This window comes from Egibacteraceae bacterium (assembly GCA_035540635.1).
Classification (GTDB): domain Bacteria; phylum Actinomycetota; class Nitriliruptoria; order Euzebyales; family Egibacteraceae; genus DATLGH01.
The window spans coordinates 41,938-64,990 of sequence record DATLGH010000067.1 but is presented as its reverse complement, the minus strand read 5'-3'; the positions used below and the strand labels follow the sequence as shown (position 1 = coordinate 64,990).

The window sequence follows — 23,053 nt, the reverse complement described above, 5'->3', positions numbered from 1 at the left end:
CGTGACCGCACCACAGCCGCTCGAGGACCCCGACGCGGTCGACGCCGGGGAAGCCGCGCACGGTGCGGGCGACGGGCGGCGTCCAGCGCTGGACGCCGCGGAGCGCGCCGTCCCCGCGGGGCGTGCCACGCCCGCGGGGCGCGCCATGCTCCTCAACCCCGCGAACGCGCTCACCCTCCTGCGGGTGCTGCTCATGCCGGTCATCGCGTGGCTCGTCACGCTCGAAGGCGACACCGCGCGGTGGTGGGCGCTCGGCATCTTCGTGTTCGCCGCGCTGACCGACTCCGTCGACGGCTGGCTCGCCCGCCGGCTGCTCGGGGCGACGCGGTGGGGGCAGCTCGCCGACCCCGCCGCCGACAAGGTGCTCATCATCGGCAGCCTCGCGGTGCTCGCCGCCATCGGCGAGCTGCCCAGCTGGGCCGTCGGGGTCATCGTCGTGCGGGAGGCGGCGGTGACCGCGCAGCGCACCTGGCTCGTCCGCCGCGACGTCGTCATGCCCGCGAGCGTGTGGGGCAAGGCCAAGACCGTCTCGCAGGTGATCGCGGTCACCCTGTACCTGCTGCCGCCCGTGCCGGGTGCCGTGGCCGACGCGGGGCTCTGGGTGGCGGTCGTTCTCACCGTCGCGAGCGGTGTGGAGTACGCCGTGCGAGGTGAACGGCGCGCCCGTGGGGTGTAGCCGGCACGTCGCCGAGCGTGGCGACGACCGAAACGGCCTGCGCGCGGAGATCGTCGCGGTCGGCAGCGAGCTCCTGCTCGGGCAGAGCGTCGACACGAACAGCGGCTGGATCTCCGCCCGCCTCGCTGAGATCGGCGTGGACGTGTTCCGCCACACCACAGTCGGCGACAACGTCGAGCGCATCGTCGAGGAGCTGCGCGGCGCCGCGGTGCGGGCCGACGCGGTGATCGTCACCGGCGGTCTCGGACCGACCCAGGACGACGTCACACGGGATGCGGTCGCCCGGCACGCGGGGGTCCGGCTCGAACGGCGCCCCGAGCTCGCGGCCTACCTCGAGGAGCACTTCGCGCGGGGGCGCCGGCAGATGCCGGCGAGCAACCTCCGCCAGGCGGACCTGCCCGCGGGGGCGCGCGTGCTTTCCCCGGTCGGCACCGCCGCCGGCTTCGCCGTCGAGGTCGGCGGCGCCCTCGTGTACTGCGTCCCCGGCGTGCCCGCGGAGATGGAGGTGATGATCGAGCGCGACGTCGTGCCCGACCTCGTCGAGCGGGGCGGGCTCGCGACGACCGTGAGCAGGGTTGTGCGCACCGCGGGCATGAGCGAGTCCGGCGTGGCCGAGCTGTGCGGCGACCTCGTCGAGCGCCTCGACCGGGAGGACAGCCCCACCATCGCGTTCCTCGCCTCCCGCGGCGAGACCCGTGTGCGGGTGACCGCGAAGGCCGCCTCGCGCGAGGCCGCCCGGGCCCTGACCGACCCCGTCGTGGAGGAGATCGTCGACCGCCTCGGTGCGGGCGTGGTCGGCCTCGACGACGAGGGCATCGAGCACGCCATCGCCCGCCAGCTGCGCCGGACGGCCTGGACGCTCGCGGTCGCCGAGTCGGTCACGGGTGGGGGGGTGCAGGCGAGGCTCGTCACCGTGCCGGGAGCCAGTGACTGGTTCCTCGGCGGCATCGTGGCCTACACCGAGGTGGCCAAGACCGGCGTGGCGTGCGTGAACGGCGACCTGCTCGCCCGCCACGGCCCGGTGAGCGAACCGGTGGCGGCGGCGCTCGCCGCCGGGGCGCGTGACCGCCTCGGCGCCGACGTCGGCCTCGGCGTGGTCGGCGTGGCCGGGCCGGCGACGCAGGGAGTTCGCGACGTCGGCACCGTGTGCGTCGGGGTGGTCGTGCCGGACGCCCCACCCTGTACGCGCACCGTCGTCCTGCCGAGCCGCAGCCGCACCGAGCTTCAGGAGTGGGCGGCGAGCGTCGCGCTCGAAGGGCTCCGCCGGCGCCTGGGCGAGGTCGCCGCCGGCCCCGGTGGGTAGGGCACACCTGTGGCCGAGACGACGATGCGGCTGTTCGTGGCGGTGGAGGTCCCCGCACACGTGCGCGACGCCGTGGACGCCGCCACCGAGCCGCTGCGCCGGCGGCAGCCGGCGGCGCGCTGGGTGGCGCCGAACGCCTACCACCTCACCCTCCAGTTCGTCGGCTGGGTCGACGACGCGGGGGCCCGCTCCGTCGAGGGTGCGTGCGCGGAGGCCGCCGGCTCCGTGGGCCCGTTCGCGCTGCGGCTCACCGGCGGCGCCGGCATGTTCGGCAACGGGGTGCTGTGGGCGGCACTGGAGGACAGCCGCGGGCTGCATGCCGTCGCCGCGGCGCTGCGGGAGGCGATGGTCGCTGGCGGGCTGTCCGTCGAGGAGCGCCCGTTCCACGCGCACCTCACGCTCGCGCGCGCGGGCAGGACCACGCGCCTGCCGCGGGATCTCGCGGGCGCCTACGACGGGCCGCCGTCGGGCTGGGAGGTCGAGCGGCTCGTCCTTCTGCGCTCTCGCCTGCGCCGCACGGGCGCGGAGTACAGCCCCCGGGGGGCATGGCTGCTGCAGGGGTGAGGGTGGCCGGGACGCCGCGACCGGCTGCTCCCCCACGCAGCGGCCTTTCATCAAGATTGCTGTAGACACCCCCGTTCGGGGGGTGCACACTGACCCACTAGGAGCACACCCAGGCGGGACACATGGCGGGCAAGGAGCGACACGCGGGGGGCGTGTCGCTCCTCGCCATGTGGCGGGGCACCTTCGCGGGCGGCTGAGCGCCATGGCTGCGCCCGCCCTGCCCGCCCCACGGCCCGCGCAGGTGGCTGCACGCGTGCTGTGGCGTGCCGGGTCGGTGGCGGCCGCCGCTGCTGCGGCCGGCGCCGGCGCCACCGGCTGGTGGGCGTCGCGCGCCCTGACGACGACCCCCTCGACGATCCGGAGGTGGCCGGTGACCGTCCGGGCGGTCGGGACCGACTGGGTGAGCCTGCGGGGGCCCGGGGCGGCCCTCGCAGGCACCTGGGGCCTGTGGTGGCCGGGCGGGTATGCGCGGGTGCTGCCGGCGCCGGCGGACGAGCCGGAGACCGCAGAGCGGCCCCTGACCCCGATCGAGGGGCGTCCGCACGCGGGAGCCCGGGCCGAGATGTGCGCCTACGCGTGGCCCGACCGCCCCGACAGCCTCGGCCTGCCCTGGACGGACGTGCTCGTCGGCCACCCGGTTGGCGCCGCCAAGGCGGTGGGTGATCAGGCTGGGGTCGCCGGTCGGCGCGCCTGGCTGTTCGGGCGCCCCGACAACCGCGACTGGGTGCTCTTCGTGCACGGCCGTGGATCGCGGCGCGCCCAGGCCTTCCGCGCGCTGCCGAGCGTCGTCGCAGCGGGGTGGACGGGCCTTGCGGTCACCTACCGGGGAGCCGTCGAGGAAGGCGGTGGACGCAACGGCATGGGGGCGCGCGAGTGGGTCGACGTCGAAGCGGCGGTCCGCTTCGCCCGCGACGCGGGAGCCGACCGCATCGTGCTCGTCGGCTTCTCGATGGGTGGGGCCATCGTGGGGGAGCTGCTGCACCGCTCCTCGCTTGCGCCGGCGGTGGACGGGGTGGTTCTCGAGGCGCCGGTTCTGGACTGGAGCCTCGTCCTGCGCCACCACGCCCGGCGCATGCGGCTGCCCCGCGTCGTCGTCCCCCTCACCCTCGCCGCCACCCACCTACGCGCCGGCAGCGACCCCCGGGAGCTCGACCAGCTCCGGCGGGTGGACGCCTGGACCGCGCCGGTGCTGCTCGTCCACGGCACCCATGACCCCGTCGTGCCTGTGGCGTCGTCGGACCTGCTCGCCGAGGCCCGACCGGACCTCATCACCTACCTGCGCGCGCCGGGCGCGGGACACGTCTCCGCCTGGAATGCCGACCGGGACGGCTACGAGGCGGCCCTGACCGGCTTCCTCACGTCCCTTCCCTGACCGGCTTCCCCGCGAGCCTGGCCTGACCCCGGCGCCGGGCTCCCACGCCCGACCGGCCATAACCGCCCCCTCCCGGGACGCGCGCGGCGACCGCCAGGTCGCAAAGAATCCCGCGTGTGCGCGAAACCCGGGTGCGGGCTCGCGCCGTGTGCGCTCTCGGAACGGTGGAGGATGCCTGACAACCGAACATGGGTTCGGTACGATCCGCGCACTTGTCAACACCCGCGACCGCCGATGCACCCGGCCTGTCACACCCCACCGCTACGGTGTTCACGAGTTGGGTCGACGACCGCCCGACGACCGAAGGGAACCCGATGGAGCGCGACAAGGCCCTCGACATGGCGCTCAGCCAGATCGAGAAGCAGTTCGGCAAGGGCGCCGTCATGCGCATGGACGAGCAGGCGAAGATGAAGATCGCCTCCATCCCCACCGGCGCGCTGAGCCTTGACCTCGCTCTGGGCATCGGCGGCCTGCCACGCGGCCGGGTGGTGGAGATATACGGCCCCGAGAGCTCGGGGAAGACGACCGTGGCGCTGCACGCCATCGCCGAGGCGCAGAAGGCGGGCGGCATCGCGGCGTTCATCGACGCCGAGCACGCGCTCGACCCCTCCTACGCGTCGGCGCTCGGCGTCGACATCGAGGCGTTGCTCGTCTCGCAGCCCGACAACGGCGAGCAGGCGCTCGAGATCGCCGACATGCTCATCCGCTCCAACGCCATCGACATCCTCGTCGTCGACTCCGTCGCCGCGCTGACCCCGCGCGCGGAGATCGAAGGGGAGATGGGTGACACCCACGTCGGGCTCCAGGCCCGGCTCATGAGCCAGGCGCTGCGCAAGCTCGCCGGCACCCTCAACCGCTCGCGGACCTGCGCGGTCTTCGTCAACCAGATCCGCGAGAAGGTCGGGGTGATGTTCGGCTGCTTCACCGCCGACACGAAGGTGACGCTCGCCGACGGCACGCAGGAGGAGATCGGGGCGATCGTCGAGCAGCGTATGCCCGTCGAGGTCCTCTCCTACGACCCCGAGGCCGGCGCGGTCGTCCCCCGGAGCGTGACGAACTGGTTCGACAACGGGCCGACCGAGGACTTCCTGGCCTTCACCGTGGCGCGAGAAGGGGGCAGTGCGCAGTTCTCCTGCACGCCGAACCACCAGATCCGCACCCCCGGTGGCTGGCGGGAGGCGCAGGAGCTGGCGGTGGGCGACCGGGTTCTGCAGGCCGTTTCCCATCACCTTTCCGACTTCCAGCAGGAGGTCCTGCTCGGTGCGGTGATGGGCGGCGGCGAGCTGTCACCCGCATCGAGCGGCCACGGTGCCCACCTGCGTTGGCGTGAGGATCCCCCACACGTCGCCTACGAAGAGTGGAAGGCGTCGCTCTTCGCGAACCTCGGCCTCAGCAGCGGCACGCACCTGCAGGGCGGGGTGCACTTCCCCCTCTCCTCCATGCCGGAGCTCGCGGGGCTTCGTGAGGCCGTCGTCATCGGCGACAGGACGGTGCTGAGCCACGACTACCTGAAGCGCCTGACCCCCCTGTCCCTCGCCATCTGGTACATGGACCGCGCGTCGCTGGCGCTGGGCGCTGATGGGGGACAGGAATGGGTCGACATCGGCGTCGAGGCGCTCGAGGCAACGTCACGGGCCCGCCTCGCCGAGCACCTGCGCGACGTGTGGGGCATCACCTCCCGACTGACCGCGCACGCGGGCGAGGCGACCCTGCGGTTCGACCACGAGGGAACCGAGAAGCTCCACGCGCTCATCGCGCCCTGCGTCCACCCGTCGATGGCGCACATGCTGCCTCCGCGCTACCGCGGCCGGTTCCGGGTCGAACCGGTCTTCGCCGAGCAGCGCTACGACCTCCTGCCGACGCCCGTCACCTCGATCGAGCGCAGGCCCCGCCCGGACTCGGCCCACCGGTACGACCTCGAGGTGGAGGGCACGCACAACTACTTCGTCGACGGGGTCATGGTGCACAACAGTCCCGAGACGCAACCCGGCGGTCGTGCGCTGAAGTTCTACTCCTCGGTGCGCCTCGACGTTCGGCGGATCGAATCGCTGAAGGACGGCACCGACTTCGTCGGCAACCGCGTGCGGGTGAAGGTCGTGAAGAACAAGTGCGTCGCCGCGGGGACCCGCGTCTTCGACCCCAGCACCGGCGTCACTCATCCGATTGAGGACATCGTCGACCGGGGCGCGGGCGGGTCGGTGTGGGCGGCCGACAAGCGTGGCGAACTTCACGTGCGCGCCGTGGGTGCACGGCTCGACCAGGGGCAGCAGGAGGTGATCGGCCTGCGTCTGCGTGACGGTACGGAGCTCCGCGTCACCCCCGGCCACCTGGTCCTCACCGAGAACGGGTGGCGAGCGGCGGGTGACCTGGCAGTGGGCGATCGGGTTGCGCGACCCCGCCGCGCGGGGGCCTTCGGGGACCGCGAGCCCGTGCCGGCGGACCACGCGCGGATGCTCGGCTACTTCATCGGCGAGCGCGATCTCGACGGGAGGACGCCGGTGGCGTTGCGCAACGCCGAGCCGGCCATGCGGGAGGACGTCGCACGGATCGCCGCCGGCCTGGGACGTGCGGTCGAGGCGCCCCGGGAACCCCTCGCGCCGGGCAGACGAGTCCCCGAGGCGTTCTTCTCGGGCGATGTCGCCGCGGACGTGGTGGCCAACCTCCTTTTCGGCATCTGGGAATCCAGCGGGTGGATCGACGCGAGGAAGACCCATGGTGTCCGGTGCGGTTTCGCGACGACCTCCGAGCAGCTGGCGTGGCAGATCCACTGGCTGCTCCTGCGCTGGGGTGTCACCACCGCGGTGCAGCAACAGGAGCCGACATCGCGCCAGAAGCCGGGTTCCCGTAGCGAGGTAACGGAGCCTTGCTGGCAGGTTCGCGTCAGTGGGATCGACAACATCCGTCGCTTCGCGGACGCGCTGCCGATGTGGGGGCCGAAGGGCAGGGCGCTTACCGAGCAGCTCGCCCGTCCGGAGTCGCGGAGGCACCACCGGGGTGCGCGGCCCGCGTACCTCTCGGCGGCCTGGACCGCACCGGTCCACGCCTACCTCGAGCAGCAGGGGGTGACGGCAGGGCTCGTCGCGCGCCTCGTCGGTGTGCCCGCCGACCGTGCCCAGAGCGGCATCGGCGCAGTGCTCGGTGTGCGCCGACTGCGGCGTGAGCGGATCGAGAGGCTCGCCGACGCCCTCGACAGCGCGTACCTGCGGGAAGCGCTGGCCGAGGATGTGTACTACGACCGTGTCTGCGCGGTGACGCCGGCACGATGGGAGCGCACCTTCGACCTCGAGGTCGAGGACCTGCACAACTTCGTTGCCGACGGTGTCGTGGTGCACAACTGCGCCCCCCCCTTCAGGCAGGCGGAGTTCGACATCCTCTTCGGTGAGGGGATCTCGAAGGAGGGCTCGGTCCTTGACGTCGGGGTGGACCAGGGCATCGTGAAGAAGGCCGGCGCTTGGTACACCTACGACGGCGAACAGCTCGGGCAGGGTCGGGAGAACGCGCGGCAGTTCCTCAAGGAGCACGACGACGTCTGCGCGGAGATCTACAAGAAGGTCACCGAAGCACTCGGGCTCGTGCCCACCGATGTCACCGGCACCGAAGGATCACCCGGGGAGGCCCCCGCCGGTCCCTCGAGGAAATGACCGACGCGCCCAGCCGCCACGAACCCGCCCCCGGCCTCGCGGGGCGCTGCCGCCCACGCGCGGCGGAAGCTCCGGCCGGCAAGCACCCCGGGGGCGGCGGAGCGGCCGGCGAAAGGGTGGCCGAATCGGGGCCGTTCGACAAGGCCGTCGCCGAAGCCCTGTCCTTCGTGCTGCGGAGCACGGCCAACCGGCCGCAGACCGAGGCGGAGCTCATCACCAAGCTCGAGCGTCAGGAGCTCGCGGGGGACGTGATCGATGCTGCCCTGGCGCGCGCTCGCCAGGTGGGTGCCGTGGACGACGTCGCCTTCGCCGCGGCGTGGGTCGAGGACAGGGGACGCCAACGGGGCTACGGGCAGGCCCGGCTGCGTCGGGAGCTGCGCCGCCGCGAGGTGCCCGACGGGATCGTCGACGCGGCGCTCGCGCGGCTGGACGACCGCGACGACCTCGCGGTCGCGACCGACCTGGCCCTGCGGCGGGCACAGCAGCTACCCGGCTCGCTGCAGCCCGAGGCGGTCGCCCGCCGCCTCGTCGGGTTCCTCGCGCGCCGTGGGTACTCCGAGGGGCTCGCACGGCGCGCGGCCATCACCGCGAGCGGCCTCGACCGCGAGTGGGACTAACCTGACTCCAACCGTCAAGTGCTCAGCATCGAAGGCAACCCTTGACGGTCTTTGGGCCCGTCCGCGCCACCGGCGACCCGATCACCTGGCCGGCGGTCGCGCCGGCCGCGTCATGCAGCGGCTCTCGAGCCCGCGTTCGTGGCGGCCCCGAACCATGCGCCCAGGAGCAGCGGCAGCTCCTGAACCGCCACGACGACGAGCGCGCCGAAACCGGCGACGGCTCCGAGCACGGGAAGGTCGAACGCCGCGAGGATCGCCCAGAGCACGCCTGCGAGGATCACCGCAGGCACGAGAGCGACGCCGAGGGCACGCGTCTGCTCGCCGATCATGCGCCCTCCCACGAACCCCGCGATCAGCGGGCCCAGGATCGGCAACCACGACAGCAGGACCGCGAGGATGAGCATCCACAGTCCACCCTGGAGGAGCGAACCCGACGACCCCCGGCCGCCTCTGTCCGGCATGGCACCCCCCTTCTCGCACCCGCGTCTCGCAGGTAGGCCCGGTGTGGCGCACGCGCGCCGGAGCCAGCCAGCCCAGGAAGGGCTACCCGCAGTCTGGATGGCGCAACCCTGGGCGTCGGCGCGTCACGTCCTGTCAGGGTCTGCGGGCCAGGAACGCGTAGCCGTACACGCCGAACGCGCGGGCCCGGTCCTCACCACGCGCTCCCCCGAAGGTGTCGATCGGCGGGCCGATCGCCACGTCGACGAACCCGGCCTCCTCGAGGATCATCCGCCAGCCTGCGCACGGCAGGCCGCCCGCGATTCACCCGGTCCAGAGGTCGATGTCCCCCAGGGAGTCCGGGGGGACGGGAGTGGCGTTGGCGATGTCGCCGAACTGCAGCCAGCCGCCGGGGGTGAGCACCCTGCTGAGCTCGTCGAGCACGACCCGCTTGTCGACGCAGAGGTTGAGCACCCCGTTGGCTATGGCGACGTCGGCCCAGCCGTCCTCGACGGGCAGGGCTTCGGCGAGCCCTTCTCTGAACTCGACGTTGCCGAGCCCGAGCTCGGCGGCGTTGCGTCGTGCCTTACGGAGCATCTCGGCGGTCATGTCGACGCCGACGACGGCACCACCGGGCCCGACCTGCTGGGCGGCGAGGATGCTGTCGAACCCCGCACCCGAGCCCACGTCGACGACCCGCTCTCCCTCGGCGAGCGGGCGCAGCGAGAAGGGGTTCGCGATGCCGGCGAAGGACTCGGCGGCCCGCTCGGGCAACGCGTCGACCGCCTCGGCGGGGTAGCCGAGGAGGCGGGCCAGGGCACGGCCCGTGTGGAAGTGGTGGGCTCCGGCGGGGTCGTGCGCCACCTCGCGGTACTTGCGTCGCACCTCCGCCCGCAGCGCGTCGGGGTTCACCGGCGTCGTTCGCGGCGCCGGGGCGTTCGCCGTTCCGCTCGATTTCACAGGTGTCTCCTCTCCGTCGATGGGCTCACGAGGTAGGACGCGTGCGACGGGCTCCTATTGCGTCCCCTCCACGACGGCGAAGCCTGATCGGGAGTTCGCGTGCTTCACGCACCCATCGGCCCCCCTCGGTCAGGACGGCCCCTACCCGCGGCAGGGCGCGCCCGTCACGGTGACCCGCCGGCCACCGTGCGCCGACTGCAATAATCGACGGTGTGGTTTCGTCCTCAACGCTGAGCGATCCACGACCGAAGGCGAGAACGAAGGTGTTCCCCGCGACCCCGCCCGTCCACGTCGACGCCGAGCCCGCGGTGACCTTGCACGCCCCCGTGAGCCGTGGCCGACGCGGTGGCTGAAGCCCAGCGAGCAACCTTCACGGCAGTAGCCCGAGAGCAGCTGCCGTGGCTGTACTCGCTCGCCCGCAGGCTCGTGGGCCCCGACCGGGCGGAGGACACCGTCCAGGAGTGCCTCATCAAAGCCCACCGGGGCTTCGACGGGCTCCGGGACGTGCAGGCGGCGCCCGCCTGGTTCCGCCAGATCCTCCTCAACTGCGTCCGGGACCGCTACCGGAAGGACGCCGGCTTGCCACGCGAGGAGCCGGTGGACCCCCGGCCGGACTACTCGCTGTACCGCAAGATCGCCGAGGAAGACCCCTGGCCGTACTCCGACAGCGTCCACCTCGACTTCCTCAACTCCTTCTCCGAGGACGACGTCTGGAACGTCCTTGACCGCGTCGACCCGAAGTACCGCGCGCCGCTCGTCCTCGTCCACATGGAGGGCCACTCCACGAAGCAGGTCGCCCGCATGTTCGGCGTCGCGCAGGGCACCGTGCTGTCCTGGCTCCACCGCGGCCGCAAGCACTTCGAACGCGAGCTCTGGGAGTACGCCACCGAACGGGACCTGCTCGCCGACCCGGAGGGGGCTCCGCGATGATCAGCTGCAGCGAGGCGGTCCGCCGGCTCTGGGAGTACCTCGACAAGGACCTCGACGCGCCCGAACGCGACCGCGTCGACGCCCACCTGGCGCTGTGCCGTCGCTGCTGCGGTGAGGCTGAGTTCACCGCCGCGCTGCGCGACATGCTCCAGCAGACCCGCGGTCCGCAGCTGCCGAGCGACGTGGAGGAGCACCTCGTCGGCTTCCTCGACACCCTCGAGGGGGGGTCGTCGTGACGAAGGACCTCATGTACAGGGACGAGATCCGCCAGCTCGTCGCGGACGCCTACCGGTCGCTGGAGGATCCTGGCGGACCGGGTACGCGCTTCTACACCGACGAGCAGCTCGCGGAGCTGCCCGCCGGCGCGCGGGAGTGGGCGCTCGGCGTGGGCAACCCGGTCGCGTGGGCGGAGCTCGCGGAGGGGGAGGTCGTCGCCGACATCGGCTGCGGCGCCGGGATCGACAGCCTGCTCGCGGCCCGTCTCGTGGGCCCGGCCGGTTGCGTGGTCGGCGTCGACCTCCTGGCGGAGATGGTCGAGCGCGCCGAAGCGTTCGCCCGCGAGGCCGGGGTCGCCAACGTCACGTTCCGGCAAGGGGAGATGGAGTCGCTGCCCTTGCCGGACGGCTCGGTGGACGTCGTCATCTCGAACGGGGCGATCAACCTGTCCGCGCGCAAGAGCCGGGTGCTGGCCGAGGCGCACCGCATCCTGCGTCCCGGTGGCCGGTTGTGCGTCGCGGACCTCACCGTTCGTGAGGAGGACCTGCCCGCGGAGGTGCTCACCCATCCCTCCGCGTGGGCCGGGTGAGTGTCCGGCGCACTGGCGGAGCGTGTCTTCGCCCAGAAGATGACCAACGTGGGGTTTGTTGGCGTCGAGCGGCTCGCGCGCCGGGGGTTCGGCCTTGCTGACGCTGCTCGCTACCCGCTGTTCACTCCCGACCTCATCGAGGTCATGGGCAGGCTCATCCCGGCTGAACGGCAGGCGGAGGTTGCGGTCGCCGTGACGGTTGCGGGGAGAAAGCCGGCGCGCGGGGAAGCCCCCGCCCGGCCTGGCTGACACCCATCCGGTGACGCCCGATTACGCGGGCAGGCGAGCGGGAACCTCTACGCCGCACGACGACCGGGCTTTCTCGACTTCTCGACAAGGACAGGTGATCGCGGTGACCACGAACGATCGACTCTCGCCGCCAGCGGCCGCCGCCGGCACCACCGGGGGCAACGGGCGCGACGGGGGCAAGGCGAAGCAGGTAGGGGGCGCCGCGAAGCAGGAGGGACAGCAGCTCGCCGAGTCGGCGGCCCAGGAGGCGCGCTCGGTCGGCGAGACCGTCCAGGAGCAGGCCGGTCGCGTCGCGGAGGACGTGAGCGTGCACGCACAGGACCTCGTGTCGTCGGCCGCGTCTCAGCTGGAGGAGCAGGCCGAGCAGCAGGCGCACAAGCTCGCCGAGGCCCTGCGGGGGGCCGGCGAGCAGGCGCGGGCCCTCGCCGAGGGCCGCACGGAGGAGGCCGGTGACGTGGACCGCTACGTCCACCAGGTCTCCGGCACGCTCATCGAGATCGCCGGGCGCATCGACGAGCTCGGCGCCCGCGGCAGCATCGAGGAGCTCCAACAGTTCGCCAGGCGGCGCCCGGGTGCGTTCCTCGCCGGTGCCGCGGCGGCGGGGCTGCTCACGAGCCGGCTCCTGCGCAACGCCCGAGCCGACTCGAGTGACGGTGCCGAGGGGACGCCCGACGCCATCCCGGCCACCCCACCCGGAGCGCCCGACCCTGCCCTCGACGAGCGGGTCCAGCGTCTCGGTGCAACCCGCGCGCCACGGAGAACGGTGATGTCACCCCGTGCGCTGGAGAGCACCGGCGCCCAGACCGGCGCTCCCGTGCGCGGTTCGGAGGTGCGGTGATGTCCGCACCATCCGGGCGTCTTCCGAGACTGCCGAAGGCCAACACCTCGGCCTCCTCCGGCCGTCCCGCGGGACCGCCTCCCTCAGCAGCCCCTCCCGCGGGGCCGCCCCCCTCCGGCGACGACGACCAGTCGCTCTCCGAGCTGCTGTCGACGCTGCTCAACCAGCTGAGCACGCTCTTCCGCAAGGAGATCGAGCTCGCCCAGACCGAGATCAAACAGGAGGTCCGGCGGGCGGGCAAGGCCGCCGGGGCGCTGGGCGGCGCCGGGGGCGCCGGCTACATGGCGGCGGTCATGCTGTCGTTCGCGCTCGCCTTCGCGCTCGGGGAGTTCCTGCCGGTGTGGGTCGGGTTCCTCGTCGTCGGTGTCATCTACGCCGTGGTGGCCGGTGTCCTGTTCCGCCAGGGCAAGGAGAAGCTCGACCGCGTCAACCCCAAGCCCGAGCAGACGATCGAGACCCTGAAGGAGGACGCGGAATGGATCAAGAACCGCAGGAGCTGAGGCACGACATCGCCCACGCGCGGGAGGGCGCCCAGGCGACCATCGGCCGCATCGAAGAACGCGTTTCCCCACGCCGGATCGGCGGGCGGGGCACGGCGCGCCTGCGGGGCGCGTGGGGCGGCGCCCGGGACCGGGTCATGGGCAGCCCACAGGTGATGCGCATCAACGAGACCGGGTCTGCGCAGGGCGGCTCGCGCCTCGAGGACGTGACGGGCGACATCAGCGCGCGCGTGGACCAACTCGAGGAGAAGGGCAGGCGCCACTACCAGGGCAACCCGCTCGCCGTCGGCCTCGTCGCATTCGGTGCCGGCGCGCTCATCGGCTCCCTCCTGCCCGACACGCAGCCCGAACGGAAGATCTCCGGCGACCTCAAGCAGCGCCTGGCGCCCGTCGGTCAGGAGCTCAAGCAAGCCGGCCAGGAGGTGGCGCAGGACCTCAGGCAGGAGGCGCAGACCAAGATCGAGGACGTCAAGGGCACTGCGTCGGAGGCCGCCGAGGCGGTCAAGGAGGACGCCCGCGATGCCGCAGAGGAGCTGCGGGACGAGTCCGCCGGGCGCGCCGAGAACGTCGGGGACGCCGCACGAGCGTGAGCCGGGAGGCACACCGGGCACGGGAGAGGGGAGCATCCGCAATGACTGAGGACCCGGACCAGATCCGACAGGAGATCGAAGCCACGCGTCGGGCGGCGGAAGTCACGCTCGAGGAGATCGAGGACCGCGTCACCCCCAGCCGGGTCGTCGAGCGGACGAAGGACCAGGCCAGGGCGAAGCTGTCTGACGCGAAGGCGAGCGTCATGGGCAAGGTGGAAGACGCCAAGGCGAGCGTCATGGGCACCGTCGAGGACGCCAAGGGCAGCGTCGTGGGGACCGTCGGGGACGCCAAGGGGGGCGTCAGGGGGACAGTGGAGGACGCGAGAGTCACGGTCTCGGAGCTGAAGGGCACCGTCGACCAGGCCGCCGGCCGTTCCGGCCAGGCTGCCCGGCAGCAGTTCAGGGGCAACCCCCTGGCCGCCGGTCTCATCGCCTTCGGCCTCGGCGCCGTGGCCGGCTCACTCATGCCGCCGACCCGCGCGGAGGAGCGTGCGGCGCGCCGGCTCGATGAGCTGCTGGCGCCCGCGAAGAACGAGCTCGTGAGCTCCGGCGCCGAACTGGCACAGGACCTGAAGGAGGAGGCGCAGGAGGCCCTTCAGGAGGTGAAGGGGCAGGCGCAGGAGGCGGTGCAGGAGGTGAAGGACGACGCCCGGGACGCCGCCCGGGAGGTGAAGGGCGAGGCCCGGGACGCCGCCCAGGAGGTGAAGGGCGAGGCCCAGGACGCCGCCCACGGTGCCGGCGCACCGCCCGTGCCGGCGGCCGCCGGGGAGGCGTACGAGCAGCGCTCGCTCAGGGAGCTGCGCGAGCTCGCCGTCGCGCGCGGGATCGTCGGGCGCTCGACGATGACGAAGGCCCAGCTCGTCGCCGCCCTCCGTGCCAGCGAGCCCGTTTCGCCCACGCCCGCCTCGGCCCCGAGGTCGTCGAGGAAGGCTGGGACCGGCGACGGTGGCCGGGTCCGCGCGGCCGGGCGCGGTCGTGCCCGCTACGAGGAGCGCTCACTCCGGGAGCTGCGCGAGCTGGCCGCCGGCCGAGGGATCGTCGGCCGCTCCGCCATGACGAAGGAAGAGCTCATCGCAGCGCTCCGCCGATGACCGTAAACAACGGCAAAGGAGCATCCGTCGTGAACGAAAGCCGAGACACCAGCACCGGCATCCGACCCCCCCCACCATGGTCGGCACGCGTGGGCCGAGAGCAGAACGCCCACGCCGCACAGCGCCCGACCGAGATCCCGAAGGCCGGTTGGAAAGACATCGCGCTGCGCGTCAAGGACGAGATCAAGGACGACCACCTGTCGCTCCTCGCGGGCGGGGTCGCCTTCAAGGCGCTGCTCGCGTTGTTCCCCGGGATCGTGGCGGCGATATCGATATGGGCGCTGGTTGCCGACCCCCAGCAGATGGTCGAGCAGGCGCAGACGTTCACGCAGGCCCTGCCGAGCGGCGCCGGGCAGCTCATCGAGGACCAGGTGGCGAACGTCGCCCAGAGCGGGCGCGCCACCCTGTCGGTCGCGCTCGGGATCTCGGTCGCGCTGGCCCTCTGGGGTGCCTCTGGGGGCATGGCGGGCCTGATGGAGGGCGCCACCGCCGCCTACGACGAGATCGACACCCGCAAGTTCCCGATCAGGCGCGGCATCGCACTCCTGCTCACGGTCGGCGCGATCCTGTTCCTGCTGTTCAGCCTCTCGCTGATCGCCGTGCTGCCGCCGCTGCTCGACCGCCTCGGCCTGCCGCAGGGGCTCCACATCGCCGTCCAGGTGATGCAGTGGGTCGTCCTGGCGGCGGTGATGGTCGGGTCGCTCGCGGTGGTCTACAAGTACGGGCCCGGCCGCGACCACGCGCAGTTCCGGTGGGTCACCCCCGGCGCGGTGATCGCCACGGTCCTGTGGTTGATCGGGTCGGCATTGTTCACGCTCTACGTGAACAACTTCGGCAACTTCGGTGAGACCTACGGCGCGTTCGCCGGGATCATCGTCCTGATGCTGTGGCTCATGCTGACGGCCTTCATCGTCCTGCTCGGCGCGGAGATCAACGCCGAGACGGAACGGCAGACGGTCACCGACACGACCGTCGGCCAGCCCCAGCCGCTCGGCCGGCGCGGCGCGAACCCCGCGGACACCACACCGGCCGACATCGACTCCCCCCGCCGCTGACCACGCCCGGCCAGGTGGTGACGCGTACCTCAGGGACGGGGGATGTACCGGCTGCGCCGCGTGCGGCGGCGGGCGGCCCCCGCCGCCCGGTCCTGGTGCGGCTACCGCGCGACGCTGGCGACGTAGCGCTGGCGGGCGTGCAGGAGGTGGCCGGCGCCGAGCAGGAGCAGCATCCCCCCCGCGGTCGCGAGCAGCCAGCTCGCCGCGTCCGGCCCGGGCACCGTGCCGGTCTGTCCGCCACGCAGCGCGTTGAAGGTGTCGCTGCTGAAGCTGGACGGCGCGTTGCTGGCGAGGAACTCCTCGGCGACCCGTGGCAGGTCGGCGAAGATCGGCCCGCTCATCACCGGAGCGGCGAACGGCTGCACCCGCCGGGTCGCCGTCGTGTCAGTGGCAACGCCCCGCGCGCGGAACGGCACCGTGAACGTGCTCGTTCCCTGGGAGGCACCACTCGTGGGCACCGGCGGGGCGGGTGCGTTGGCGGTGCCGACCGACTCCGGCGCGGCGCGGGGAGTGAGGGGTGTCGCGGGCAGTCCCCGGGGGTCCGTGGGCAGTGGCGCCGCGGGCAACGCCTCGGTGACGGTGTCGACCACGGCGGGCGCCTGCTCGGCGATGTCGCCGCCGACGGGGGTCCGTTGCAGCACGTCGTCGACGACCTTCTCGATCGGCCCGACCACGGCCTGGACGATGGGGTCGGGGACAACCGTGGTGGCCACCGGCTCGGCCGCAGGGGCAGCAGGGGGCGCCGGCGCGGGGGCGGCCGCGGGCAGCGCCGCTTCAACGCAGCAGTCGACGGCGCTGGTGACCTCGTCCGCCTCGTCGGCGGGCACGGCCGCCGCGGCGGGCGCCAGCGCCGCGGGACCGGTGAGGAGGGCGGCGGCGGTTCCGGCGGCAAGGAGCGTCCGGGGATCTCCTCGGCGGGTCAACTTCGGGTGCGCCACGGTTCCTCCACTGACGAGCGGTTCGGTGATAGCCGGGGAGCGGGCCTATCAGGAGTGGGGTTCAGCTGACTCCTCATCAAACGAAGCTTCCCTTGTCCGGGTCACGCGCCCACGCCCCCCCTTGCGCTATGGTCTACAGCGCGGCCAGCGCGAATGCAGGGCGCAACCCTCCGCGGACTAGTCTGCTCAGCCTACTCCGATCGCAGTGCGGGGGAAAGCCCCCTCTCCACGACAGGAGCCGAGCGGTGAGCCTCCTTCAGGCGTGGTTGTTCATCGGCGTGCCGGGGCTCGTCGTCGGGCTGGGCCTGTTCCTCGTCCGCTCCCCGGCGCGCGCGCTCGTGGGCTACCTCGTGCTCGTCGCCGCGTTCGCCGGCATGGCCGCGGTCCACCGGGTGTCGGCGGCGGTGTTCGGCGGGCTCATCGCGTTGCTGTTCGCCGCGGGGCGCGGTGGCGACATGGAGGTTGCCCAGCCCGAGGACGAAGGATCCGGGCTGCCCGACGTCGTCGGCTACCGGCAGCGCCGCGCAGGCGAGTAGCCAGCCGCGCGGCGGTATCCTTGTCCGTCGTATGACCCCTTCCTCAACCGCACCGGCGCCGGTGTCGCCCCGCAGCTACTTCATCCGCACGTTCGGGTGCCAGATGAACGAGCACGACTCCGAGCGCGTCGCCGGCGTCCTCGAGACGATGGGGTACCGGCGGGCGGCGTCTGCGGAGGACGCCGGCCTCGTGCTCTTCAACACCTGCGCGATCCGGGAGAACGCCGACAACAAGCTCTACGGGCAGCTCACCTCCCTCAAGCCGTTGAAGGAGGCGCAGCCCACGAAGACCGTCGTCGTGGGCGGCTGCCTCGCGCAGAAGGACCAGGCCCGCGTCGCCGAGCGGGCTCCCTGGGTCGACGTCGTCTACGGCACCCACAACATCGCCCGGCTACCCGCCCTGCTCGCCGAGGCGGACTCGTCGTCTCTGCCGGTGGTCGAGATCCTCGAGCACACTGAGACCTTCCCGTCGGCACTGCCGGCTCGGCGAGAGGTGGCCCACCATGCCTGGGTGTCGATCTCGATCGGCTGCAACAACACCTGCACCTTCTGCATCGTCCCGAGCCTTCGAGGCCCGGAGAAGTCCCGCCGGCTCGGCGACATCGTCGGCGAGGTGCGCGCGCTCGTCGACGACGGCGTGCGTGAGGTCACCCTGCTCGGCCAGAACGTCAACTCCTACGGTCGCGACCTCGCGCGCGCGGGGCGGGCGGGGCCCGGCCGGGGCAACCGCACGCTGTTCGCCGAGCTCCTGCACGCTCTCGGCGACGTCGAGGGGCTTCACCGCGTCCGGTTCACGAGCCCCCACCCGAAGGACTTCACGTCCGACGTGTTCGCGGCGATGCGCGACGTCAGCAACGTCTGCGAGCACCTGCACCTGCCTCTGCAGTCCGGATCCGACCGTGTGCTGAAGCGCATGCAGCGCGCGTACTCGGCACGGCGCTTCCTCGACCTCGTCGCGGAGGCTCGTGGCACGGTCCCCGGTGTGGCCATCTCCACCGACATCATCGTCGGCTTTCCCGGTGAGACCGAGCAGGACTTCGCCGCCACCCTGGCGGTCACCCGCGCGGCCGCGTTCGATTCCGCGTTCACGTTCGAATACTCGAAGCGTCCGGGGACCGCCGCGGTCGACTTGGAAGGCCATCTCGACCCGGCGGTCGTCGGCGAGCGCTACCGGCGCCTTGCCGCGCTCACCCGCGAGCTGTCCGCCGCCGCGAACGCCCGCGAGGTCGGCTGCAGCCGCGAGCTGCTCATCGAGGGACCGTCGAAGACGGACGGGTCGCGTATGAGCGGGCGCACCCGCACGAACCGGCTCGTGCACGTCCCACGCACGCCCGAGGCACGCCCCGGGGCGCTCGTCGAGGCCGTCGTCACCGATGCGGCGTCGCACTACCTGCTCGGCAAGGTCGCCCACCTCGTCGTCGCGGCCCCGGCGGCCCGCCTCGCCGCCTCCCCGGCCCCGGGCGAGGGGGGAGGCCGGCGGCCCCTGCCGGTCGTCGGCGCATCCCCGCGGTGAGCCGGGGTGATCGTCGGCGCCGCCATCATCCCCACCGCGCCGCTGCTCGTGCCGGGCGTGAGCGCTTCGCTGCCACCCGGTGTCGGGCGGGTGTGCGACGCCGTCGACGCGGCGATGGAGGCCCTGCCCCTGTCGGACACCACGGTGCTGCTCGCGGCCGCCGAGCCCGGACCTTCCTTGCACGGCCAGGGCCTGTACGACGGGGGGACCGCCACGCTGGCCGGCGTCGGCCGTCCTGACATCACCCGCGCCGTCCCCGTCCACCGGGCAGCGGTGGAAGGCGTCACGCGTGTGAGCCAGTACCCGATGTACCGGGAGGACGCCCTGCCGCTCGGCCTGTCGGTGCTCGCGCTGCTGCACGGTGGCGGGAGGCCACTCGTGCCGATGGCGGTGCCGCGCAACGCCGGGTTCGACGCCCTCGCGGCGACCGGTGCGGGTCTTGCCGAGGCGCTGACGGAGGCGGGCGTGCGCGCGGTCGTCCTCGCGGCGGGTGACCTGTCCGCGGGCCTGGAGGAGCGCTCCCCCCTCTCCCTCGTCGAGGGGGCGCGCGACTGGGACGCCCAGGCCGTCGAGACCGTCGCCTCCGGACGCCTTGACGGGCTCGCACGCCTCGGACCGGCCGAGGCCAAGCGTGTCGGCGCGCTCGGGTGGGCACCGATGGCGGTCCTGCACGGGGCCCTGGCGCGCGGGAAGATAGGCCTCGTCCGGCGGCACTACTCGGCGCCCCGAGGCGTCGGCTACCTCGTGGCACACGGCGCGTGACATCGCCGGACCTCGTGCTGGCCCTCGTGGGCCCCACCGCGTCGGGCAAGAGCACGGTGGCGCTCGAGGTGGCGGAGCGCCTCGGAGCGGAGATCGTGACCGTGGACGCGTTCACGGTCTACCGGGGGATGGACGTCGGGACGGCGAAGCCCTCGCGTGCGGACCGCGCGCGGATCGCCCACCACATGGTCGACCTGCTCGAACCGGAGCAGGACTGCACCGTGGAGTGGTTTCAGGCGACCGCGCGGGCGGCGATCGCCGCGGTGGCCGGGCGGGGGCGCGTGCCGTTGCTCGTGGGCGGGTCGGGCCTGTACTTCCGCGCCGTCGTCGACCCGCTCGAGTTCCCCCCGACGGACCCGGTGGTGCGGGCGGCGGTCGAGGGCGACTTCGCCGGTGACGCCACGGCCGCCTACGCCGCCCTCCGCGCCGTCGACCCCGCCGCCGCTGCCCGCATCGACCCGGCGAACCTTCGCCGCAGCGTCCGGGCGCTCGAGGTGCACCGCCTCACCGGCCGGCCTTTCAGCGAGTGGCGGCGCGCCTGGGACCAGCACCGGTCGGTCTACCCGCGGCTGCGCGTCGTCGGCCTGGAGGTCTCCCGCGCCGAGCTCGCCGTGCGCATCGTCGCCCGGGTCGACGCCATGCTCGCCGGTGGGCTCGTCGACGAGTGCCGGCGCCTCGCCTCCCGGTCCCTGTCCGCCACCGCGCGCCAGGCGATCGGCTACGCCGAGATGCTCGACCACCTCGCCGGGGCCGGCACCCTCGGCGACGCCGTCGAGCGCATCCGCGTCCGGACCCGCCGCTACGCCGCCCGCCAGATGCGCTGGTTCGCCCAGGACCCCCGGGTACGATGGGTTGCTCCGTCCTCCGCGTGTGAGGTGCTGACCGACTGATGCGATTCGTGAAGGCCCACGGTGCCGGCAACGACTTCGTGTTGCTGCCCGACTTCGGCAACGAGCTGGCGCTCTCGCCCGCCCTGGTCCGGGGCCTCTGCGACCGCCACACCGGGATCGGCGCGGACGGCGTCATCCGCCTCGCTCCGGGACGCGACGGCACTGATGTGTTCATGGACTACTGGAACGCCGACGGCTCCGTGGCCGAGATGTGCGGCAACGGTGTGCGCTGCGTCGCGAAGTACGTCGCCGACCGTGGGCTTGCGCCCGGGGACGTCGTGCACGTCGACACCCGCGACGGCGTGAAGCCCGTGATGGTCGCCGCCCAGCACCCCGACGGCACGGTCGCCGCCGTGCGGGTCGCCATGGGAATGCCGATGTCGACGGGCCCGAAGAAGGTCGACGTGAGCCCGGCGCGGCTCGTCGGCTGCCCGTGGTCGCCGCCCCTCGGCATACCCGGCCTCGGCGAGCTGGCCGTCACCACCGAGCAACGCTTCACCGAGGTGACGACGGTGTGCATGGGCAATCCCCATGCGGTCGTGGTCGTCGACGACGTCGAGCAGGCCCCCGTGGCTGCCTGGGGACCGGTCATCGAGCACGACGACGCGTTCCCGCGCGGCACGAACGTGGAGTTCATCTCCGTGCCTTCCCGCGACCGGGTGGTCGGGCGGATATGGGAGCGCGGCGTCGGGGAGACGCAGGCGTCGGGGACCGGCGCCTCGGCCATGGCGGCCGCCGCGCACCTCCTCGACCTGGCCGACCGCAAGGTGACGGTCGTGCTCCCCGGCGGTGAGCTCGCCGCGGAGTGGACCGACGAGGGGATGTTCATCACCGGCCCCGCCGTGGAGATCGCCGAGGGCCGGCTGCGTCCCGAATGGTTGGACAGCCGATGAGCGAAGCCGACGGCGAGCACCTCGAGCTGTCACGAGCGGACCGCCGCCGTGCGGAGGCCCGGCGCGTCGAGGAGGGGGCGCCCCAGGAGGGCGTGGCGATCTTCCGGCCCGTCGAGCGGGCGGTGCTCGTGGCGCTGCACCGGACCGGTACCACGTCGCGGGAGGTCGACGCCTCACTCGACGAGCTCGAGCTCCTCGTCGACACCGCGGGCTCGGAGACGGTCGGGCGGATCGTGCAGAAGCGCGACCAGCCCGACGTGGCGACGTTCGTGGGCAGCGGAAAGGTCGCCGAGCTTCGTGACCTCGCACGGTCGGTGAGCGCAGACGCGGCGATCTTCGACGACGAGCTCACCCCGGCTCAGCAGCGCAACCTCGAGGAGCGCCTCGGCGTGAAGGTGCTCGACCGCACGATCGTGATCCTCGACATCTTCGCTCAGCACGCCTCGAGCCGTGAGGGCAAGGGCCAGGTCGAGCTCGCGCAGCTGAGCTACCTGCTCCCGAGGCTTCGCGGCTGGGGCCAGGCGCTGTCGCGGCAGGCCGGCGGGCGTGTCGCCGGAGGCGCCGGCATCGGCACCCGAGGACCCGGCGAGACCCAGCTCGAAGTCGACCGCCGCAAGATCATGCGGCGCATCACGAAGCTGCAGCGCGACCTCGCCGAGTTCGCCGACACGCGGCGGTTGAAGACGAAGGACCGCGAGCGTCACGCCGTGCCGGTCGTCGCCCTCGTCGGGTACACGAACGCGGGCAAGTCGACGTTGCTCAACCGGCTGACCGGCGCGGACGTGCTCGTCGCGGACAAGCTGTTCGCCACCCTCGACACGACAGCCCGCCGCATGGCCCTGCCGGACGGACGGCACGCGGTGGCGACCGACACGGTCGGGTTCGTGAAGAAGCTGCCGACGCAGCTCGTCGAGGCCTTCAAGTCGACGCTGGAGGAGACGCTGCGCGCCGACCTGCTCGTGCACGTCGTCGACGCGAGCCACCCCGACGTGGAGGCGCAGATCCTGGCCGTCGACCGGGTCCTCGACGAGATCGGCGCGGGCGACATGGCGCGTCTGCTGGTGCTGAACAAGGCGGACGCGACCGACCGCGACGAGCTCGCCGGCCTCGCACGCACGTTCCCGTCGGCGATCGTCGCCTCGGCGGTCACCGGCGAGGGCATCGAGGCGCTGGCGACCGCGGTCGCCGGCCGGATCCCGCCGGATCGGCGGGTCGTCGAGGCGCTCGTGCCCTACGAGCAGGCGGCCCTCGTCGCGCAGGCGCACCGGGAGGGTGAGGTGTTCAAGGAGGAGCACCGGCCCGAGGGGACGTGGCTGGTCGCCAACGTCGAACGCTCCGCGGGTGACGCGCTTGCTCCCTTCACCGTCCACGGGGCGTGGCAGGCGGAGCGTCCCGACAACGGGGACGAGCCGGCCTGAGCCGTCTAGGTGACGAGCAGCACGATGATGATGATGAGCAGGATCGTGCCGAGGCCTATCCCGGGTCCGCGGTAGGCGCCCCCGCCGTAACCGAACCCGCCGACGAGCACGAGGATGAGCAAGATGATGAGGATGATGGTGAGGGGGTCCATGCCTGAGCTCCGGAGCCGTTGACGCGTGGGGACGAGCGGGGAGGCCTGGAGAGGCGCGGGCAACCCCTCGCGGGGCGCCCGCGCCGTTCGCTCTAGTAGATGTCGCGACGCCGTTCGACGACGCGCTCGCCCTCGACGGGGCCAACCGTTCTGCGGAAGTAGGTGAGGCTCAGGACGAGGCCGATAACCCCGCCGATCATGAGGATGAAACCGATCACGTCGATGTTGATCCCGGCGAGGTGGAAATCCACCGCGAATGCGAGGATCGCGCCGATCACGATCAAGGCGATGCTGCCACCGATGGTCATACCTGCCTCCTCGG

General features: G+C 72.8%; 27 protein-coding genes. 21 read left to right on the top strand and 6 right to left on the bottom strand.

Translation table 11 applies throughout. The features are described from left to right. The first annotated feature begins 1 nt into the window (after window position 1). The 6 genes from pgsA to VM324_11410 all read left to right on the top strand — a co-directional run bounded on the left by pgsA (window position 2) and on the right by VM324_11410 (window position 8,173). On the top strand, window positions 2-676 hold the full coding sequence (gene pgsA / locus VM324_11435; GenBank protein HVL99893.1) for a CDP-diacylglycerol--glycerol-3-phosphate 3-phosphatidyltransferase: 675 nt from the start codon (window positions 2-4) through the stop codon (window positions 674-676). Next, a complete protein-coding gene (locus VM324_11430) occupies window positions 666-1,979 on the top strand; it encodes a competence/damage-inducible protein A (GenBank protein HVL99892.1) in 1,314 nt (437 codons plus the stop codon). Before pgsA ends, VM324_11430 begins: the two co-directional genes overlap by 11 nt. Before the next feature lie 9 nt (window positions 1,980-1,988). Beyond that, complete coding sequence (thpR, locus tag VM324_11425) at window positions 1,989-2,543, top strand: RNA 2',3'-cyclic phosphodiesterase (GenBank protein ID HVL99891.1); 555 nt, start codon at window positions 1,989-1,991, stop codon at window positions 2,541-2,543. A gap of 202 nt (window positions 2,544-2,745) precedes the next feature. Further along, window positions 2,746-3,915, top strand: coding sequence for an alpha/beta fold hydrolase (locus tag VM324_11420; GenBank protein ID HVL99890.1), 1,170 nt, complete (start codon window positions 2,746-2,748; stop codon window positions 3,913-3,915). A gap of 314 nt (window positions 3,916-4,229) precedes the next feature. Next, window positions 4,230-7,556, top strand: a complete 3,327-nt coding sequence (recA, locus tag VM324_11415; protein HVL99889.1) for a recombinase RecA — start codon at window positions 4,230-4,232, stop codon at window positions 7,554-7,556. A 116-nt stretch (window positions 7,557-7,672) separates the two neighbouring features. Continuing rightward, window positions 7,673-8,173, top strand: a complete 501-nt coding sequence (locus VM324_11410) for a regulatory protein RecX (GenBank protein HVL99888.1) — start codon at window positions 7,673-7,675, stop codon at window positions 8,171-8,173. Window positions 8,174-8,283: 110 nt separating this feature from the next. On the opposite strand, the gene VM324_11405 is transcribed toward VM324_11410, so the two are convergent. The 3 genes from VM324_11405 to VM324_11395 form a co-directional block, all read right to left on the bottom strand. Further along, window positions 8,284-8,634 (bottom strand): hypothetical protein, encoded by a 351-nt coding sequence (locus VM324_11405; GenBank protein ID HVL99887.1) that lies wholly within the window; start codon window positions 8,632-8,634, stop codon window positions 8,284-8,286. A 133-nt stretch (window positions 8,635-8,767) separates the two neighbouring features. Next, window positions 8,768-8,902, bottom strand: a complete 135-nt coding sequence (locus VM324_11400) for a hypothetical protein (GenBank protein HVL99886.1) — start codon at window positions 8,900-8,902, stop codon at window positions 8,768-8,770. 33 nt (window positions 8,903-8,935) lie between these two features. Then, a complete protein-coding gene (locus tag VM324_11395; GenBank protein ID HVL99885.1) occupies window positions 8,936-9,571 on the bottom strand; it encodes a methyltransferase domain-containing protein in 636 nt (211 codons plus the stop codon). A gap of 345 nt (window positions 9,572-9,916) precedes the next feature. Here VM324_11395 and VM324_11390 point away from each other — a divergent pair, with 345 nt between their 5' ends. The 9 genes from VM324_11390 to VM324_11350 all read left to right on the top strand — a co-directional run bounded on the left by VM324_11390 (window position 9,917) and on the right by VM324_11350 (window position 15,629). Next, complete coding sequence (locus VM324_11390; GenBank protein HVL99884.1) at window positions 9,917-10,501, top strand: RNA polymerase sigma factor; 585 nt, start codon at window positions 9,917-9,919, stop codon at window positions 10,499-10,501. Continuing rightward, window positions 10,498-10,737, top strand: coding sequence for a zf-HC2 domain-containing protein (locus VM324_11385; GenBank protein HVL99883.1), 240 nt, complete (start codon window positions 10,498-10,500; stop codon window positions 10,735-10,737). The genes VM324_11390 and VM324_11385 overlap by 4 nt, the downstream gene beginning before the upstream one ends. Further along, window positions 10,734-11,306 carry a methyltransferase domain-containing protein gene (locus VM324_11380; protein ID HVL99882.1) on the top strand — a complete coding sequence of 191 codons (573 nt, stop codon included), beginning with the start codon at window positions 10,734-10,736 and terminating at the stop codon, window positions 11,304-11,306. The genes VM324_11385 and VM324_11380 overlap by 4 nt, the downstream gene beginning before the upstream one ends. Continuing rightward, window positions 11,307-11,555: a hypothetical protein gene (locus tag VM324_11375; GenBank protein ID HVL99881.1), complete on the top strand. Its 249-nt coding sequence runs from the start codon at window positions 11,307-11,309 to the stop codon at window positions 11,553-11,555. It abuts the gene before it with no gap. Between the two features lie 103 nt (window positions 11,556-11,658). After that, window positions 11,659-12,393 carry a hypothetical protein gene (locus VM324_11370; GenBank protein ID HVL99880.1) on the top strand — a complete coding sequence of 245 codons (735 nt, stop codon included), beginning with the start codon at window positions 11,659-11,661 and terminating at the stop codon, window positions 12,391-12,393. Continuing rightward, window positions 12,393-12,893: a phage holin family protein gene (locus VM324_11365; protein HVL99879.1), complete on the top strand. Its 501-nt coding sequence runs from the start codon at window positions 12,393-12,395 to the stop codon at window positions 12,891-12,893. The genes VM324_11370 and VM324_11365 overlap by 1 nt, the downstream gene beginning before the upstream one ends. Beyond that, the gene (locus tag VM324_11360) at window positions 12,869-13,483 is read left to right on the top strand and encodes a hypothetical protein (GenBank protein HVL99878.1); all 615 of its coding nucleotides are present in this window, start codon (window positions 12,869-12,871) and stop codon (window positions 13,481-13,483) included. Before VM324_11365 ends, VM324_11360 begins: the two co-directional genes overlap by 25 nt. A 41-nt stretch (window positions 13,484-13,524) precedes the next feature. After that, window positions 13,525-14,574 (top strand): DUF3618 domain-containing protein, encoded by a 1,050-nt coding sequence (locus VM324_11355; GenBank protein HVL99877.1) that lies wholly within the window; start codon window positions 13,525-13,527, stop codon window positions 14,572-14,574. Between the two features lie 89 nt (window positions 14,575-14,663). Next, a complete protein-coding gene (locus tag VM324_11350; protein HVL99876.1) occupies window positions 14,664-15,629 on the top strand; it encodes a YihY/virulence factor BrkB family protein in 966 nt (321 codons plus the stop codon). Window positions 15,630-15,730: 101 nt separating this feature from the next. Here the strand turns inward: VM324_11350 and VM324_11345 are convergent, their stop codons facing one another. Then, window positions 15,731-16,567 (bottom strand): hypothetical protein, encoded by an 837-nt coding sequence (locus VM324_11345; protein ID HVL99875.1) that lies wholly within the window; start codon window positions 16,565-16,567, stop codon window positions 15,731-15,733. Window positions 16,568-16,812: 245 nt separating this feature from the next. On the opposite strand from VM324_11345, the gene VM324_11340 reads away from it, so the two are divergent. The 6 genes from VM324_11340 to hflX are packed head-to-tail and all read left to right on the top strand — an operon-like array spanning window position 16,813 to window position 22,579. Continuing rightward, complete coding sequence (locus VM324_11340) at window positions 16,813-17,103, top strand: hypothetical protein (protein HVL99874.1); 291 nt, start codon at window positions 16,813-16,815, stop codon at window positions 17,101-17,103. 31 nt (window positions 17,104-17,134) lie between these two features. After that, the gene (gene miaB / locus VM324_11335) at window positions 17,135-18,616 is read left to right on the top strand and encodes a tRNA (N6-isopentenyl adenosine(37)-C2)-methylthiotransferase MiaB (GenBank protein ID HVL99873.1); all 1,482 of its coding nucleotides are present in this window, start codon (window positions 17,135-17,137) and stop codon (window positions 18,614-18,616) included. A gap of 6 nt (window positions 18,617-18,622) precedes the next feature. Next, entirely contained in the window at window positions 18,623-19,378 is a 756-nt protein-coding gene (locus VM324_11330; protein HVL99872.1) for a hypothetical protein, read from the top strand. Beyond that, entirely contained in the window at window positions 19,375-20,268 is an 894-nt protein-coding gene (gene miaA / locus VM324_11325) for a tRNA (adenosine(37)-N6)-dimethylallyltransferase MiaA (GenBank protein ID HVL99871.1), read from the top strand. The genes VM324_11330 and miaA overlap by 4 nt, the downstream gene beginning before the upstream one ends. Further along, window positions 20,268-21,161, top strand: a complete 894-nt coding sequence (gene dapF / locus VM324_11320) for a diaminopimelate epimerase (GenBank protein HVL99870.1) — start codon at window positions 20,268-20,270, stop codon at window positions 21,159-21,161. The genes miaA and dapF overlap by 1 nt, the downstream gene beginning before the upstream one ends. Next, a complete protein-coding gene (hflX, locus tag VM324_11315) occupies window positions 21,158-22,579 on the top strand; it encodes a GTPase HflX (protein HVL99869.1) in 1,422 nt (473 codons plus the stop codon). Before dapF ends, hflX begins: the two co-directional genes overlap by 4 nt. A 5-nt stretch (window positions 22,580-22,584) precedes the next feature. Here the strand turns inward: hflX and VM324_11310 are convergent, their stop codons facing one another. Beyond that, window positions 22,585-22,731 carry a hypothetical protein gene (locus VM324_11310; GenBank protein HVL99868.1) on the bottom strand — a complete coding sequence of 49 codons (147 nt, stop codon included), beginning with the start codon at window positions 22,729-22,731 and terminating at the stop codon, window positions 22,585-22,587. Window positions 22,732-22,823: 92 nt separating this feature from the next. After that, window positions 22,824-23,039 (bottom strand): hypothetical protein, encoded by a 216-nt coding sequence (locus VM324_11305; protein ID HVL99867.1) that lies wholly within the window; start codon window positions 23,037-23,039, stop codon window positions 22,824-22,826. Window positions 23,040-23,053 lie beyond the last annotated feature (14 nt).

Bases quoted from the DNA above. Each gene is read 5' to 3' on its own strand.
- dapF (HVL99870.1), top strand. From the start codon at position 20,268: ATGCGATTCGTGAAGGCCCACGGTGCCGGCAACGACTTCGTGTTGCTG.
- VM324_11355 (HVL99877.1), top strand. From the start codon at position 13,525: ATGACTGAGGACCCGGACCAGATCCGACAGGAGATCGAAGCCACGCGT.
- VM324_11360 (HVL99878.1), top strand. From the start codon at position 12,869: ATGGATCAAGAACCGCAGGAGCTGAGGCACGACATCGCCCACGCGCGG.
- VM324_11305 (HVL99867.1), bottom strand. From the start codon at position 23,039: ATGACCATCGGTGGCAGCATCGCCTTGATCGTGATCGGCGCGATCCTC.
- miaB (HVL99873.1), top strand. From the start codon at position 17,135: ATGACCCCTTCCTCAACCGCACCGGCGCCGGTGTCGCCCCGCAGCTAC.
- VM324_11405 (HVL99887.1), bottom strand. From the start codon at position 8,634: ATGCCGGACAGAGGCGGCCGGGGGTCGTCGGGTTCGCTCCTCCAGGGT.
- recA (HVL99889.1), top strand. From the start codon at position 4,230: ATGGAGCGCGACAAGGCCCTCGACATGGCGCTCAGCCAGATCGAGAAG.
- VM324_11365 (HVL99879.1), top strand. From the start codon at position 12,393: ATGTCCGCACCATCCGGGCGTCTTCCGAGACTGCCGAAGGCCAACACC.
- VM324_11400 (HVL99886.1), bottom strand. From the start codon at position 8,902: ATGATCCTCGAGGAGGCCGGGTTCGTCGACGTGGCGATCGGCCCGCCG.
- VM324_11385 (HVL99883.1), top strand. From the start codon at position 10,498: ATGATCAGCTGCAGCGAGGCGGTCCGCCGGCTCTGGGAGTACCTCGAC.
- VM324_11310 (HVL99868.1), bottom strand. From the start codon at position 22,731: ATGGACCCCCTCACCATCATCCTCATCATCTTGCTCATCCTCGTGCTC.
- VM324_11420 (HVL99890.1), top strand. From the start codon at position 2,746: ATGGCTGCGCCCGCCCTGCCCGCCCCACGGCCCGCGCAGGTGGCTGCA.
- hflX (HVL99869.1), top strand. From the start codon at position 21,158: ATGAGCGAAGCCGACGGCGAGCACCTCGAGCTGTCACGAGCGGACCGC.